This window comes from Pseudoalteromonas luteoviolacea (assembly GCF_000814765.1).
GTDB classification, from domain to species: domain Bacteria; phylum Pseudomonadota; class Gammaproteobacteria; order Enterobacterales; family Alteromonadaceae; genus Pseudoalteromonas; species Pseudoalteromonas luteoviolacea_H.
This window is the reverse complement of the sequence record NZ_JWIC01000007.1, coordinates 645,643-662,055: the sequence shown is the minus strand read 5'-3', so window position 1 is coordinate 662,055 and position 16,413 is coordinate 645,643. Positions and strand designations below refer to the sequence as shown.

Here is a 16,413-nt window from a genome sequence, read left to right as displayed (position 1 = left end):
TTTGATTAACAAAAATACGTACTTTATGATCAAAAACAATCTTAAAGAATGAGTTAAACTCATATTAAAGCGCTAAAAACATAGCTTAGAAACAAATTTTAATTACATAAAAATTACATTTAAGTGAAGCAAAAATGAAAAACCTCAACGATTAAGGATAGAAAAATGGCACAAACAAGGATGCAGATATATGGACTGAGTCATCAAGCTTTTGTTACACACTTCGAATTAACTTCATGTATTAGTGAGTTTTTTTTATTAAGCGCAAAAATAGAGTCCAAACTCAAAATTGATAATGATTTAGTACTAGGAAATGCTGTTACTTTTGAAACAATACATAAGGATGGTAAGAGTACATTTTTCACTGCAACCTTGAGCGATTTTTCAGCTCAGCATGTGCACTCAGAACTGCACCAATATCAGCTTACGCTCAAACCCAAGCTCTCCAGGTTGGTAGACTCCCATCATAGTCGTATTTTTGTAAACTCCAATGTACGTTCTGTCATCCAGCAGCTACTGACACAAGTTGGTTATCAAGCCGAACAGATTGATTGGCGCCTATCACACCCACTTCCTTTTGAAAAAATCAGAGTTCAACCCCTGGAACAAGACCACCAATTTTTACTCCGACTATTGCAGCAGTATGGGTTATTTTACTGGTTTGAGTGCACAGGGTTAAACGAAAAAGTGGTGATCAGTGATAGTAACCTCAACTCACCTTATGTTAGTCGAGGCCAGTTAAAGCTACGCAATAGTGATGGTATTGAGCGCAACAACACAGCCCAATATGTTGGCTTTTTTGAATTTAACCGAGCAGTATCATGGCATTTAGTAGGCAGTCAAGTTCACCAATCCACCAGCCCACCAAGCACAGGAACAAGCGTCACAAAAAATTACTTTGAGCCCAATCTAAATACTCAAAGCACTGCCCAGTTAAGCACAGACTTTGAGCTCTCCGCGCAAACTAAAAATGATGTGCTACGCCTCACAGGTAATGTGCCAGACGCATTACCTGGTTATTCATTCTCACTCGTATGCAATGCCATTGGCCAAGTCAGTGGAGATTATTTGTGCATTGAAGCAAAGCACATATTCAGTGCAGGTAACAGCGAAGAGCCAGATAGCGCCAATCATCATTGCAAGATTACCTGTATTCCTCGTAGCAAGCCGTTTAAGCTCCCCATCCAACCAAATTTGCCAAAGCCGATGGTATTTAGATCGCACGTTGTCACAGAGCAAGCAGGCAATGACCCGACGCAAGTCGCCCTAGACAGCAACGGGCACTATCACTATAAACCCCAATATGCAGAGGATATCTCGGTTGTGCCACACGCAATTAAAGCACTCACACGCTATGCCTGCAGTGGCCAAGCTCAAGCCACAGGCTGGCATTTTCCACTCTTGCCGAGCAGCCAAGTACTGATAGGTTGCATCAATAACGACCCGGACAATACCTTTATCATGGGGTTTGCCCCGGACCAGCAGCAAACAAGTTTAGTCACCAGTCAAAATGCGGAGCACAATATCATGCAAACGCGTACCAATAACCAATTGCTTTTTGATGATAACGAGCGCACGCCAAAGGTGCTACTTAAAACCCTCAACGGCGAGCAGCATATCGAACTAAACAGCGACTGCAGCGCCCCCTTTATTCAAATAGCAGCTCAACAAGGCGCAATGACACTGATCAGCGCTGATGACTTCACCATTCAAAGTGGTAACCGCATTCAGGTGCAAGCACGCGCAAGTGCCCAGCTGAAATCAAAAAAAGCCGTCGCTATGCGTACAGATAGAAGTACCATTGAAACGCACAGCAATAGCACTCAAAACCTTATCGGTAGTAAAGTCGAAGCCAGCGCCAATACCCATAGCAGCATCAAATCAGGGAAACATATTAACTGCGTAATAGGGCAAGACTGTAACCTTGAAAGTGTCGGTGGGATAGTACTTTCAGCGCCTAACGGCAGCCAAGTGCTCCATGGTGACGATGGTATCACTATACGCGGTCTTGGTATGGGTACACTCGGCCTATATAGCCAAGGCGCTTCCATCACCCTAGACACCAGCGGCAATATCGAGATTATCGCTTCAAAATTACTGACGTTAAAAGGAAAGGCCGCAACCATACTAGATGGACCGGTAGAGTATGACTTTGAATCACCGCAAAGCCCTTCTGAGTCTGAAGAACCCAATATTTCTGATGTCGAAGATAACAGTCGTGTCAGTATTCGAGATATTTAGATAAGCGCGGCACAGCGTGCCGCCTTATATTTTGGTTTGAAAAGCCGCCATATCCACTAAAAAAGAAATGGCTTGAGATTGTGTCATTTGCTCCGGATCAAACTCTGTTTGACCGTTTTTTCGCAGTAATTCATAAAACGACTCAGAGCCACCGGCATAGCCCATTTGCCACTTCGCAAATGTGTGCTCAGATACTTCGTCATAGCTAATAATGGTGGCTTCTTCATGCCTTGGGTCGTCTGCAATATCTAAGTAGAGCTCATTTACCGTTTCTCTGTCTCCCTCGAGTGCTTGCAAAAAAAACTGGTTTTCAAAGCACAGCATGCCACACACCTCTATTTCGTCGTTATTAGCGCGCGCGGTTTCTAAAATATTGCGTAAATCCGACAAACTCATACTACGAGATGCCTGACTGTAATAGACCAATCTTACTAGCTTCATATCCATACACTCCTAGTCTTCTTCATTGAACATGCCATTACACAGAAAGTGTAATCATTGGCTATAGTTATCAAAATTACAAGGCAAGAACCGCAACGATTATGGAAAGACAACAGCAGAGCGTTTTACACGTTGGGCCTAATTCTGACGCCCTTGACGCCCTTGACGCCCTTGACGCGCTTTTAACGCAACGTAATTATCAACTCGAAGCCACCGATAACCTTAGGGCGTGTAAAAAACTCATCCGGAAAAAAAAGCCCGGATTAATTATTTTTTATGTTGAAGATACTGATTCTGAGGCGCTGACCGAGCAAGTATTGGAATACGTGCGAATTGGCTGCCAAGATAAAGATCTGATCTTCATCGTTTCACACCCACCAGCACGCATGCCTGATGCGCTAAGCTGGATTGAAAAGTATGATATTTCTAGCTTTATTAGCTTATCACCCGATAAAAATGAATTTAACTTAAGCGTGATTGAGCGCAACCTCAAAGCTTGGCAACGTTTAGAACAGATCAATGCCCAGCACAAAGCTGAGAGCGATCTGTTGATGAGCGTGGCGCACTTACATCGTAATAATAACGATATCAACGAGGTCATGTTAACCTTTATGCGATCTTTGGCCAATATAGCCTGCGCCACAACCCATTGCAGAATAAAAATAAGCACCCAAAACGAAGGCAGTTTAAGCCATGTGTGGCCGCAAAAGGAGTCTCTTGAAAACACACTAACTCGTGTCTTCGGACTGCCCTCGTTGCCTGCATATTTAGCCCGTTCTTTGACTGAGAAAAAACCGCAGATAGATTTACTACCAAACGACGACGCCTTTCAACCACTCAATCAATTACTCGGTGCAAAGCTCAGCAGCTATTTAATATTCCCCATCGTTGTTTACGATAAAGTGCTTGAGATGATGGTCTTTTTTATTGATGAACACGCCATGGAGTCTGTCTCAATGCGGCAAATAGATGTCGTCAGTAAAGCGGCAGAACAACTCACTATTTTGCTTGAACGAAAAGAGTCAGAAAGACGTCTTAAAAAACAGTGTAACCGCTTAAAAGAAGCACTACTTGAGCTAAAAGAAACCCAAAACCGACTGGCGCACAGCGAGAAAATGGCCACCGTCGGTCAGTTTGCCGCGGGGATAGCCCACGAGATAAATAACCCCTTATCGTCGGTTTTAAGTAACTTTGGCTCGATGGACAATTACCTTGATAGCATCCTCAATCTACAAAATTTACATGATCAGTTTTTAAGTGCCGTGGAGGGCGGAAATCAGCATGTCGGCGCAAAACTAAAAAGCCAAATCACAGATTATCGGGGCCAATCGGACATCGACTTTATTTATGATGATATTCGTGAGATCGTTGCTCAATCACAAATGGGCTTAAGTCGAGTCAGTGACATCATTAAAGATTTACAGTCATTCACCGTGGTACAAAATCAGCATCACTGTCAGCTCGACATCCCAGCTATTTTGAATCAAAGCTTGTCATTGCTAGAGAGTCATAACAAGCGCAATATTGTAGTCGAGACCAGCTTAACACACACCTGCCAACCCGTTTCTAACGCTGGATTTGTCCAGCAAATTTTAACCAACTTATTGAAAAATGCGTTTCAGGCAATAGAGCAGAACCAGCCTGACTCTCCCTATGTGGCAGTCTGTACACAAGACGCTGATGACAGACTAGTAATTACAGTCAAAGACAATGGGCCCGGCATACCGCCAGATATTCAAGATAAAGTGTTCGACCCGTTCTTTACCACTAAAGCGGTTGGGCAAGGCAGTGGGCTTGGTTTATCTGTCAGTTATAATCTCAGTAAGCGTTTGGGTGGTGAATTAACCTTGACCTCTGATGGGCACCCACCTACTCAGTTTACTCTGGCGCTACCAATAAACTAAACAGCGCCATTTTGGCGCTTGCCTGTTGTAAAATTGGGTATGGTTGCCCTATATGGCAACAATTTAGTGCGCTTTTGTCGACACGATATAAGGTAAAGATACGCTGACGACAACACCACTGGTGGCACAATTACGAAACGCTAATTTGCCTTGGTGCGCATCAATTATTTCTCTACATAATGCCAACCCTAGCCCCGTCCCTGCATGTTTTGTGGAGTAAAAAGGCAGTAACGCATTCTCAAGCACCTCAGGCGCCATGCCAGCGCCGAAATCTCGCACTTCAATGGTTAAGTTTTGCAGCTCATGATCTGCAAAGCTGACCTGCACCGCTGGTGCATCAAGCTGCTCACTTTGCGCTTCATGGGCATTTTTCAAAATATTGATAAGCACCTGCTCTAGCTGATGCTCATCTGCATAAATCGAGGTTTTAGGTAACGCTGTAGTCAGCTCAAATGGATATAGCGCATTTAGCTGTTCCACTAAAACAGGCCAGTTAATACATTGTTTATTTGGCATTTTTAACTTTGATAACTCGCCATACCCTTTTATGAACTCATTAAGGTGCGCGATGCGACGGGAAATAGAACTAAACACTCTATCTAATCTTGGCTCAGATAAGTTTTGTGCCAATAATTGCCCTGAATGGCACATGGAACTGATCGGTGCAATAGAGTTGTTCAATTCATGGCTGAGTACTCGGATCACTTTTTTCCACGTTTGCACTTCTTGACGCCCAAGCTCATGGGTGATGCTTTTTAGCAGGTAAAGCGTATGGCTTGCTTGATGAATACGCACACTGGATTTAGCCAAGTGCCAAGCTTGCTCATCACCGTTTTGATCGTTAAGGGTAAAAATACTCTCTCCGCTATTTTGCAAGGCGTGCGCAAAGTCATCATCTAGCGTTTCACTGATATCATGCCAACTGTGACCTAACAAAGAATCCCCTTCTTTAAACATGAGTTCTGCAGCGCGATTGGCAAAAATAATTTTATGTTCAGGGCTGACCAGAAACGTCACGACAGGTGAGGTGTTGAGCACTTTATCAAGCAACATCTCACGTTGATAAAGGTGCTGGCGTTCCTTTCTTAGTTTTTCAGTACATTGATTGAATAAATTAAACACACGGTCATAAGTTGGATCATTTTTGGGCGCGATACTAACCGAAAAGTCACCATCGATCAGGCTCAAAAACCCCTGTTCAATGCTGCGCTGAATATTAGCTTGAGTTTGATGATAGCGGTAATACAAGTATCCAATGACACCAAATAATAAGATACCAACACCCAAAAATATCCAAGGGTGTGCCCCCCCATAATTTGCTACCGCCAAAGCAAATATAATTTGAGCCAAGAAAAGTAAAATTAGCGTTTTACTCATCATGCTTTTCCAATTTGAACTTTTCAATACGACGATACAGTGTTTGACGACTGAGGCCTAACTCTTGTGCCGCGTGCGCAATCGTCCAGTTATGCTTCTCGAGTACCTGCTGCATGTGCTCTTTTTCGCTCAATGCAGTTGTCTGCTCATGTCCTTGAAACGCACTGACATCCACTTGATTTCCATCCGCAAAAATCAACGCACGTCGACAGCTATTTTCCAGCTCTCGAACGTTACCTGGCCATGTTTGCTGCATTAAAAAGTGCTCAGCTTCCTTGGTGAGTGTATGCTCCACGCCTATGAAGTGTTGAGCCAATGGAATAATGTCTGCTTTGCGTTTATTGAGCGGTAAAATTTGCAATTCCATCCCATTGAGGCGATAGAATAAATCTTCTCTAAACGCACCGCTTTTAATGTCGAGTAATAAGTTGGCGTTAGTCGCACTAATGACGCGCACATCTACCTTTTGCGTCACATTAGAGCCCAATCGCTCAAATTCACCAGTCTGCAGCACACGTAATAGTTTCATTTGACCTGCAAGTGGTAAGTTGCCAATTTCATCTAAAAATAATGTGCCACCGTCGGCTGCTTCAAAACGCCCTGCCCTTGCTTGGTTTGCGCCAGTAAACGCGCCCTTTTCTGCACCAAATAATTCAGCTTCCATAAGCTCCTGCGGGATCGCGCCCATATTCACTTTAATAAATGGCGCATTCGCTCGCTGCGATTTATGGTGGACAAAGTCAGCTAACTTTTCTTTACCTGAGCCATTCGGTCCAGTGATCAACACATTGATGTCCGCCGCGGCCACTTTAGTCGAGGTAAAGATAAGCTCACTCATTTCACGACTTTGATAAATCAATTTACACTCAGGGGTAGGCGCAGCTTGCACAGTGATATTTTCTTCAATTGCTTTTAGTAGCTTCTTATCATCCCAAGGCTTGGGGAGATAATCTGCTGCACCTGATTTGACTAACGTAATGGCCGTTTCTAATTGGCTCCAAGCGGTGATGATAATGATGGGTAAAGTGGGGTTTAGCTCTTTTAATGTGCCAAATAACTGCTTTCCTTCATCCCCTGATGTGGTCCCTTCACTGAAGTTCATATCTTGAATGACCAAATCCACTTTTTGTCGAGAGACGGTCAAAATGGCATCTTTAACGTTAGTGACCGTCAATACAGTATAATTGTGAATGCTCAGCAATAAGTCTAACGCATCTAAAATATCAGGGTTGTCATCGACAACAAGAATTGTGTTCATAACCATTTAAATACCATGTAGTGACCGTTTTACTGGCCACTACATGTCTTTCCTTAATTTTTATAACGTGCGGGTTGCAACCACTGGCGCTATTTTTGTTGTTTTCCATGCAGGCAACCAAGTTGCCGCAGTACCAGATATAAACACGATGATAACACAAGACAAATAACTGATAACATCCGGTTTTGGCATCACAATCACCTCTGCCAATAACATATTCACTGCAATCACACTCGCGACCCCAAGTAGTGCTGCAATGCCACTGACCAGCCAATTTTCGCTCAACACATAGACTAATACATCCTTTTTCCGTGCGCCCAGTGCGCGTCTAATACCAATTAAACGCTTTTGCTTAGACACGTGAAAGTGTGCGTGGGCAAAGCAACTTATCATGGTCACCAACAACATCATTCCGGTCAGCAAACTAAATAAGGTTGCCAAACTGCTAGACTCTTTAAAATAGTCACTGTGATGTGCTTCCATGGTCAGGATCTCTCGGATCTCTCGTTCAGGATGTACTTGCTTAATTGCCTCAGTGATCGCCGTTTTGGTCTTTTGCACATCACCTGAGGTGACTTTCACCATATATATTAAGCGTGATTGAGCACGCGCCATATTTCTAAACGTAAAGATGCCATAATGTGGACGTAGACTCGATGGCCTAATTGCAATATCTGACACCACGCCAATCACTCGCCCTTCGGAGGTATGCTTACCAACCGCGCTTTCTCCCGGGTAAAGCGCCTCAGCTAAACTACGAGTTAAAATGATATTGGCTTCAAACTCATAATTGTCTAAATAGCCTCGCGTTGCGTCATCATCAAAAGTGAAGTCTCGCCCAAGATGCATTGATGCGCCGAGCAACTCAAAAAACTGCTCACCAACATAATACATTGGCACACCACTAAACTGCCTTTCTACTGGTACATCTTCTGGATGATCCGCATCTTCAATAGAGTGAAAGTTACCCCCTTTCATCAGCGGTAATTGGTTAGTAAAACTCACCGTTTCAACCACATCAAGTTTATTCAATGCCGCCATATCTTCATCTACAACAGATAGAAAGAAGTTGGCATCTAAAAAGGCTTCGGAAGTTGGACGGACCTGAAATACCAGTACATTTTCCATGTCAAAACCCACATCACGCGCTAACTTCTCGTTGGCCTCAATGCTCAACAATAAACTGTTGCAGGCGAGCCCAATGGTTAAAACTAATTGAAAAATCAGCAAGCCAGTAGCAAATTTGCGCAATAACATGGATTTAAATAATGCTTTTATGTTCATAGTGCTACTCCTTACTTTAGAATGCTGGCTAATGGCGTACGAGCGCCCTGTACTAACGGATAAATGGTACTTAGAAGACTTGAAGCCAGTGCAACACCTACCCCGATCACTATCATGTGTAACGGTAATTCGGCCACAGGCGCTAAATCCTCAAATAGCTGACGGTATAATGCGAGTAAGCTAATAGCGAGTACCAAAGATATCAAGGCACAGGTGATCCCTAAAATCACACTCTCTATCACGCCTTGATAAAATATTTGCTTGCGACTGGCGCCAACCGCTCGACGCAAGTTCGCTTCAAATTGCCCAGCTTGATAACGAGACAACATCAAGCTATTGGCATTGAAAATACACACCAGCAGAAAAATACCCGTGGCAAAAGTAAACGCTAAAAGGTCTTTATTGACGACTTCATTCTCATCCAACCAAGCATTAACATCATAAAGTCGGTTATCCACTTCATGGCGGTGATTACCTTTGTCCTTTTGCTGCTGTGCATAGCTATCAATAAAGGTTTGAAAAGCCAGTCGCTGCTGCTCGTCTATCAGCTCAACAAAGGTCTGAATATAATACGCATTGATCTGCCTTGTTTCACTCAATACTGAATAGCTATCTGTCGACAACGCTCTTGCATAGATGGCCCAGTTATTATCTATAGCCACTTCAATAGGCACAAACAAATCATCGGTTTCATCAAATGCTTTTCCTTCAGAGGCATGATAAAAGAGCGGTCTCATATGCCAAGGTTTCAACACCCCGACAATGTTATAAATTTTACCTTGCAGCTCTACTTGCTTGCCAACACTATTTCCACCACCAAATAAGGTCATGTTGAGCTTATGGCCAATCACAACCTCTGTACCATGCTCATTTTCCCACGCTTTACCATGGGCAAACTCAGCACCCATCATGTCAAAAAATGAAGCGGTGGTCGCTCGCGTATTGCTTGAGTAGCGAGTCAAATCTTCTGAGTCCGCGCGGCGACTATAGACATGTGTTGCGTAGTGCATCGTCGCATTTTCTGCGACATCGGCATCCAGTATCGCTTTTGCATCACTGTATCTGAGCGTGTGCATGCTACCAAAGTTATTCGTTGACCCTGCGTAAGTATTCATATTGACATTAAATATTTGATCACTTTTCCCAGGAATAGGGTCTTGCGACATCAAAGACAACATGGATAAATTTGCCAGCAAAGTACCAATCCCTATCGACAGGGTTAATATAATCAAGGAAAAAAACAGCGGTGTGCGTTTAAAGTTACGCACGCACAGCTGCACATAATAGTAAAACATATCCATGTTCATCTCCTAAGCTACTGGCTGGTTCTGATTTACAATGTGTGCCTGTTCTACTGGCGCATATATGCTGTAATCCGTGATTTGACCATCAATGATTTGTATATTGCGGTTCACTTCTCTGGCTTGATCTGGGTCGTGCGTTACCATAATAATGGTGCTACCTTCTTTGTTAATGGTTTTCAGCAAGTCCATGATTTGCCTAGCCATTAATGAATCAAGGTTACCCGTCGGTTCATCGGCCAATAAAATCTTAGGTTCACCTGCCAGTGCCCTTGCAATGGCTACACGCTGCTGTTGCCCCCCAGACAGCTGACTCGGTAAATAACTATGACGACTTGCCAACCCAACCAGCTCAAGCGCGTGCTCAATACGACTGCGTCTTTGCTTGGCACTTAAACCACGATAGCGTAGTGGCATATCCACGTTATCGTAAATACTGTAGTCTGGGATCAGGTTATAATTTTGAAAAATAAACCCGATTTTCTCGTTCCTCAGACGAGATAAATCATCATCTGACAGTCCTTTGACAGCAGTGCCATCCAAGACATATTCACCCTCGTTAAACTCATCCAGTAGTCCCGCCACATTCAAAAATGTCGACTTACCTGAGCCTGACGGGCCTGTCACTGCCACAAACTCTCCGGCATCCACTTGTAAGTTAAAGTCACGTAACGCATGCGTTTGAATCGTTTCACTGCGATAAACTCTGCTGATATTGTTCATTGAAAGCATAATTAGGTCCTTAATTCTTGTTGTTTATTTTGAAATTTTAAAAATTTGGCTTTGATTAAATGCGTCGTAATCAGAAATGATGATCTCTTCACCTTCTTGAACACCGCTGATCAATTCGACATAGTCGACACTAGATACGCCAATTTTGATGTCGCGTAACTGAGCCATTTTGTCTTGAATGACGAAGGCTTGCTTGCCTCCAAAGCTAGATAAAAACGGGCCGCGTTTGACTTGCAGCACTTGAGCTTTTTTCTCAAATTCGATTCGCCCATTCACGCGCTGATTTTGGCGTAACTTTAAATCACTATTGGCGTCAATCTTTACACGCACTGCAACTTGGTTTTGTTGGATCTCTGGAGATACGGAACTCACAGCTCCCTGATAAGATTGCCCGCCAAGGGAAATCTCCACATTAAGCCCTATGCCTAAATCATCCGCATAGAATTCTGGTACCTGTAACTCTGCTTCATATTCAGATAAATCCACGATGGTCATCAGTGCTTGGGCATCTGCAACTTGCTCTTTTTGCTGAACTAGCCAACTTCCCACTACACCGGCAACAGGTGCTCGGACTTCCAGAGCTCGTTGCCTGCGCTTCAATTCGTCGAGAATTTGTGTTTGACGTTGAACCGACAACGCTCGCGTTTGTGCCTCAAAATCTAAGCGCTTTTTAGCCATGGTGACACGCTTTTGCGCATGCTTATGCATCAGTTGCGCCTCAAGGAGCGTGTCTTTACTGCGTGCAAAATCCAATTCACTGATCACTTGCTTGTCATAAGATTCTTTGGAGCGACGCTGCTCACGCTGAGCTGCATTTAAACGCACAGTCGCCTCATCTAAACTGCGCTCTAGCTCAAGTTGTGCTTCATCGTCTGCTAATAACCCTCTATTGGACTCCAACTGTAACTGAGCCAGCAGCGAACTTTGCTGGTCAATCTGGGCATCCAGTTCTGGGCTGTGGATCGTTGCAAGCAAAGCATCTTGCTCCACCTTGTCCCCAGGTTTAACTAACAGCGTCGCCTGGCCGGGTTCCGGACTGTAAACTTGCGGTGCATTGGCTGCCACTAAACGTCCAGAAACAGACACATCTCTCACTAGATCTTTTTTAATCACTTTGGCAGTCACCAGCTGCGCGTAAGATACCGTTTTAATACCTGAATACCATTGACTAATCGCAGGGATGGACACGACCGTGATCAGCGTCATAAATACCGCCGAAACAACAAATTTCAGTTTGCTTGAACGCGTGCTTGGCGCGATGACTTCATCCTGGGACTGAGTTCCTTTAATCATTTTATAATACCTATTGATTTCGATACTCAGATATAAGCGAGGACAATGCCAATAATGATAAAAAATTAAACTCATGAATTATAAAGAATTTTTTGTAATTTAATTTTATAGAGTGTCCGAACGGACACATAAGCTGTCCAAAGGTGTCACTGTTACACGCGTCTGGACACACACTGTCCACACCTCAATATCAGGTGAAAACGATTTAAAACATGCACTGTACTCTTATTGATATTACTCACATGCCAAACCTGCTCAGAGATCCAGAATCGATCTGTATATTCAGGCTCATTTTGTTAACTCAACGTCATCAAATGAATTGGTTTAATCGACTCTGAATAAAACAAGGCGCCACCACTGTTAGGTCAGTCGGTAATATTTTAAAATCAAGCTTGAGGATAAAATGATGACTAGAGTATGGCAGGTAAGTGCATGGTGCATCATCCAATTATATAGGGTTGATACTTGAGAGAACCTCATTAGTTGAGAAGCTTGAGCGAATTGGGTCATACACCCAGCGATACTGTGTATGTAAGTGACGACATGGACTAGGTACTTACTAAAACCAAATTCGTTGACAAAGCAGTGAAGTGAGCCCAACTGTTTAAACCACAGAATCGATGTCATGGTCGTCTTTGCAAAGGGAGACAGCTAGGATCATCACTAAACACGACCAGAACAAGATCCGATGGACGCCACCTCGACTGTATTGTTAAATGGCTTTACAGTACAGCGTATCCACTTCATTAAGGATAAAAGAAATTAATCGGTCAACCATGATGTCGTCGTATATGTTTTATCAATCCCTTATCATTGAATTCTAGCGACACTATATTCGTCTTGTTATATTCGATTTCGCTATCCAAATGGGCAGGCTTCACCTTACCTGACTCCCGCATTTTGATAAAAACAACGTTGTGGCCGACCATAATATCCAAGATATCGATTTTACTATGGACGACTTTATCTCTTAACTTAGCGAGCATGTCTTGGCGAAGTTTAGTTTTATCTGAATAGGTAAAGCTATATTTCACATGTTCATCGACAAAATCATCAGCAAGTAGTGCAATAAACTTGTCTATGTCTTTATCAGTTGACTTAGGCTGTTGGCGCGCATTTTTGGCTGTAACAAATGCATGTGCCTTGGCTATGATATCATCATGCGTCAACTCAGCTTGAGAAAAGGCGATATTAGGTAGGGCAATGGCGACTATAATGACTAATTTGTGCATAATATTTCCTTATTACATCACTGAATCATCAACGAGCTTCCGCTTATCTAAAACCGTTTTTAAATAGGCGCTATAATCTCGCAATATCAATTGACGCGCTTGATAACCTTGTTGCTGAACACCATGTGCGATAAATGGTGGTATTATTTCCCACCCCATAAAGCCAAATATATCTTGGTAAAGACCGTCAATCTTAGTTTGATAGTAATCGATTTCATCTTGATCAGATGCACCACCTGTTGTGATTGAATACATGACCTTTTTTGGTTCAAGCTTAGCACTTTGACCATAAGCAAACCCTGAAGTTAATACACGATCAATCCAACCTTTTAAAATAGCTGGAAACGACCACCACCAAAGTGGAAACTGCAAAATTAACAAATTACATTCGGAGAGCTTTCGTTGCTCTGTGGTAATTTGCTCAGTAAATGCATCATTGGCAATTGCATATCGCTGCGCTTTAGCCAAACTGAACGATTCTTGCGTGCCTTCATAGCCCGCTACATCCGCAGGCCCCGCTATGGCTTCAAATTGATCCACATATAAATTTGATTCACTATAAGTAATGTTTAATTCAGTGAGTGTGTGTTTTGCAACTTCGTGCAGCGCACAGTTAAACGATAACACCTCAGGGTGTGCGACCACTAAATGAACCCGCATTACACCTCCTTGTTTCAAATACAATTAGTTTGTTTATGACTCGGCTTTTCGTTGATAGTTCAATTTGGGGACAATGGATAACAGACCAACCATAAATAGTTTAAAGATGTAATTAATATCCAAAAACAATACTTCGCGCTATATCGGTCAATTTAGTGAGCCGTGTTACCAAATCCCAAAAGACCTGATTTATCAGATTGCTCCCAAATTATTTATGAAAAAATGGCAATTTTCTTCACCTAGATTAATTCTGTTTTAAAAAAAACATATTTTTTTCCTGTTATTAATTTTTTACAAACTGCTTAAGAAGTAAAAAAATATAATCATTAAAAGCATTAAGTTAGCAGGGGTACACATTCATTATTTAGCTCGATATTTGGGCCACAGAGAGCGTAAATGGCTGTTCAATACAAAATTTTTCTTGATCTGCTTGCTCGTGAAGCGCGTATTGCTGGAAAATTAGCCACTCCAATGGAGATGATTGTGAAAGTACTTGCAAAACTGGCACTTGTTGCCGTCGTAGGTCTTTTGTCTGCTTGCTCAGATGATGATGACCCAGTAATTACCCCAGAACAAACTCAACCTGAAACCTCTGTCTATGACGCAGCTAAAGCAGCGGGCTCTTTTAATACGCTCGTTGCAGCGCTTGACGCCACAGGGTTAAACGCAACACTAGATGACACGAACAATAAATTCACAGTGTTTGCCCCAACCGACGCCGCTTTTGAGCTATTAGGCACAGACACCATCGACAGCTTGCTTGCCGACACAGACACACTGACGAAAATTTTGACATATCATGTACTTAGCTCTGAAGTCAATGCTGAAACAGCGATATCATTGGCCGGACAGACGACTGCGACTGTCAACGGTGCAAAAATAGCGCTGTCGTTGTCTGGTGATGACTTACTCGTGAATACAGCCACCGTCACTCAAACAGACATAAAAACCGACAACGGCATCATTCACGTTATCGACGCGGTATTAACTCCGCCAACAGATGCAACATCAACTCAAAATATTGCAGAAGTAGCCATCGCAGCGGGTAATTTCACCACATTGCTCAAAGCTGTTGAAGCCGCAGGGCTCACCAGTGCACTGACAGGATCCGATGCACTTACAGTGTTTGCGCCAACAGACGCCGCGTTTGCAGCGCTTGGTACAAAAACGATTAATACGTTGCTGGCAAACTCGGACGTGCTTGGCGATATCCTCAAACAACACATTGTGTCTGGCAACGTGGATGCCATTACCGCAATGTCGTTGAATGGAAAAAGTGCAACCACCTTGCTTAATAACCAACAAAGCGTTGCAATTGATACCGCTTCAAATATGCTGAAATTTGCAGGCGTCACCGTCACACAAACCGATATCGCAGCGTCCAATGGCATCATACATGTGCTCGATGCGGTTATTGTTGGGGATGTCACGGTTCCTGAGTCCCTTGGTTTAATACCTGAAGTGGCGACTGCAGCAGGGTCATTCAACACGCTGATCAGCTTGCTAGGCGCAACAGAGTTAGACCAAGTGCTATCAGATCCCACCGTAAAATTCACGGTTTTTGCACCAACTGATGCGGCATTTGCAGCACTAGGACAAGAAACGCTTGATGCACTTGGGGCAAACACAGAACAGCTAAAAGACATCCTACTCTACCATGTAGTATCAGGACAAAGCGTCATGTCTGATGCTGCATCCGCCATCGCTTCGTCAGAATCGAACATGGTTACAATGGCAAACAGCGACATGGCAGCACTGAGCACGGTCAATAGTAAGCTTTTTATTGACGATGCAGTCATCAGAACTGCCAACGTTCAAGCAGACAACGGCGTTATCCATGTACTGGACAAAGTCATTATGCCACCGGCAGACAAAGTCGTATCAGAAAAAACCATTGCTGAAGTCGCTGCTGAAACGGATGATCTATCAACGCTAGTTACCGCTCTAACCACAGCTAATTTAGTGGAAACATTGTCAAACAAAGAAGCGACATTTACCGTGTTTGCACCTACAAATAGAGCGTTCCAAAAAATACCCGCAGATACGCTAAATGCCTTACTTGCTGACAATACAGGGTTAACGCAAGTGCTTACTCAACATGTATTGGGGCTCGAAGCGTCCGCTATGACCGCATTAAAGTTAAATGGCAAGAAAGTAGACACCCTTGCATCAAACATGCTTGACATCAGCGTCGTCGATTTTGCAGGTACCAATAATGGTGAAAATGACGCAGTCGCATACGACTCAAGCAAGCAAATACTAGTAGCAGGTAATGGCAGCGAAAAAGCTGGATTCACGCTTTATACATTTGATAATGACTTAACCTTCGCGCAAAGCCAGTGTAACGACGCTTGCGCGACCACATGGCCACCAGTGATCGCCACAGAAGCACAAATCGCCAACATACCTGGTCTGTCGTTAGTCGCAAGACAAGACAACACAATGCAAGTGGCTTATTTAGGTCGCCCGCTATACCTTTATGCTGCCGACACAGCAGCAGGCGATATGATGGGTAGTAGCATAGATAACTGGTCTCACGTCATGCTACCCACCTCTGGTCTGCAAATTGAAGGCAGCAATGTGATTCAAAAAGACATTTACACCGCCAACGGGGTTGTGCACTTAATTGACACTGTTATCACGTCGGTTGACTAAATTACCCTTCCTTTGAGTTTGGTATGGCACCCTCT

General features: G+C 43.4%; 12 protein-coding genes. 3 read left to right on the top strand and 9 right to left on the bottom strand.

Annotation, left to right across the window (positions count from 1 at the left end):
* Positions 1-165 precede the first annotated feature (165 nt).
* Positions 166-2,241, top strand: a complete 2,076-nt coding sequence (locus tag JF50_RS17215) for a contractile injection system protein, VgrG/Pvc8 family (RefSeq protein ID WP_039610619.1) — start codon at positions 166-168, stop codon at positions 2,239-2,241.
* Positions 2,242-2,265: 24 nt separating this feature from the next.
* On the opposite strand, the gene JF50_RS17210 is transcribed toward JF50_RS17215, so the two are convergent.
* Positions 2,266-2,682: a BLUF domain-containing protein gene (locus tag JF50_RS17210; protein ID WP_039611035.1), complete on the bottom strand. Its 417-nt coding sequence runs from the start codon at positions 2,680-2,682 to the stop codon at positions 2,266-2,268.
* A 101-nt stretch (positions 2,683-2,783) separates the two neighbouring features.
* Here JF50_RS17210 and JF50_RS17205 point away from each other — a divergent pair, with 101 nt between their 5' ends.
* Positions 2,784-4,586, top strand: coding sequence for a sensor histidine kinase (locus JF50_RS17205; RefSeq protein ID WP_039610618.1), 1,803 nt, complete (start codon positions 2,784-2,786; stop codon positions 4,584-4,586).
* 63 nt (positions 4,587-4,649) lie between these two features.
* Here the strand turns inward: JF50_RS17205 and JF50_RS17200 are convergent, their stop codons facing one another.
* From JF50_RS17200 to JF50_RS17165, 8 genes are all read right to left on the bottom strand, one after another.
* Entirely contained in the window at positions 4,650-5,966 is a 1,317-nt protein-coding gene (locus JF50_RS17200) for a sensor histidine kinase (protein ID WP_080760270.1), read from the bottom strand.
* A complete protein-coding gene (locus JF50_RS17195) occupies positions 5,956-7,221 on the bottom strand; it encodes a sigma-54-dependent transcriptional regulator (RefSeq protein ID WP_039611034.1) in 1,266 nt (421 codons plus the stop codon). The genes JF50_RS17200 and JF50_RS17195 overlap by 11 nt, the downstream gene beginning before the upstream one ends.
* A 60-nt stretch (positions 7,222-7,281) precedes the next feature.
* Entirely contained in the window at positions 7,282-8,505 is a 1,224-nt protein-coding gene (locus JF50_RS17190; RefSeq protein ID WP_039610616.1) for an FtsX-like permease family protein, read from the bottom strand.
* An 11-nt stretch (positions 8,506-8,516) separates the two neighbouring features.
* Positions 8,517-9,806: an ABC transporter permease gene (locus JF50_RS17185; RefSeq protein WP_052262394.1), complete on the bottom strand. Its 1,290-nt coding sequence runs from the start codon at positions 9,804-9,806 to the stop codon at positions 8,517-8,519.
* A gap of 9 nt (positions 9,807-9,815) precedes the next feature.
* Positions 9,816-10,538 (bottom strand): ABC transporter ATP-binding protein, encoded by a 723-nt coding sequence (locus tag JF50_RS17180; protein ID WP_039610614.1) that lies wholly within the window; start codon positions 10,536-10,538, stop codon positions 9,816-9,818.
* 24 nt (positions 10,539-10,562) lie between these two features.
* Positions 10,563-11,831 carry an efflux RND transporter periplasmic adaptor subunit gene (locus tag JF50_RS17175; protein WP_039610613.1) on the bottom strand — a complete coding sequence of 423 codons (1,269 nt, stop codon included), beginning with the start codon at positions 11,829-11,831 and terminating at the stop codon, positions 10,563-10,565.
* 770 nt (positions 11,832-12,601) lie between these two features.
* A complete protein-coding gene (locus JF50_RS17170; RefSeq protein ID WP_039610612.1) occupies positions 12,602-13,063 on the bottom strand; it encodes a hypothetical protein in 462 nt (153 codons plus the stop codon).
* 12 nt (positions 13,064-13,075) lie between these two features.
* Complete coding sequence (locus JF50_RS17165) at positions 13,076-13,723, bottom strand: NAD(P)H-dependent oxidoreductase (protein WP_039610611.1); 648 nt, start codon at positions 13,721-13,723, stop codon at positions 13,076-13,078.
* Positions 13,724-14,200: 477 nt separating this feature from the next.
* Between JF50_RS17165 and JF50_RS17160 the strand changes: the two genes are divergently transcribed.
* Entirely contained in the window at positions 14,201-16,378 is a 2,178-nt protein-coding gene (locus JF50_RS17160; protein WP_039611033.1) for a fasciclin domain-containing protein, read from the top strand.
* The last annotated feature ends 35 nt before the right edge of the window (positions 16,379-16,413 follow it).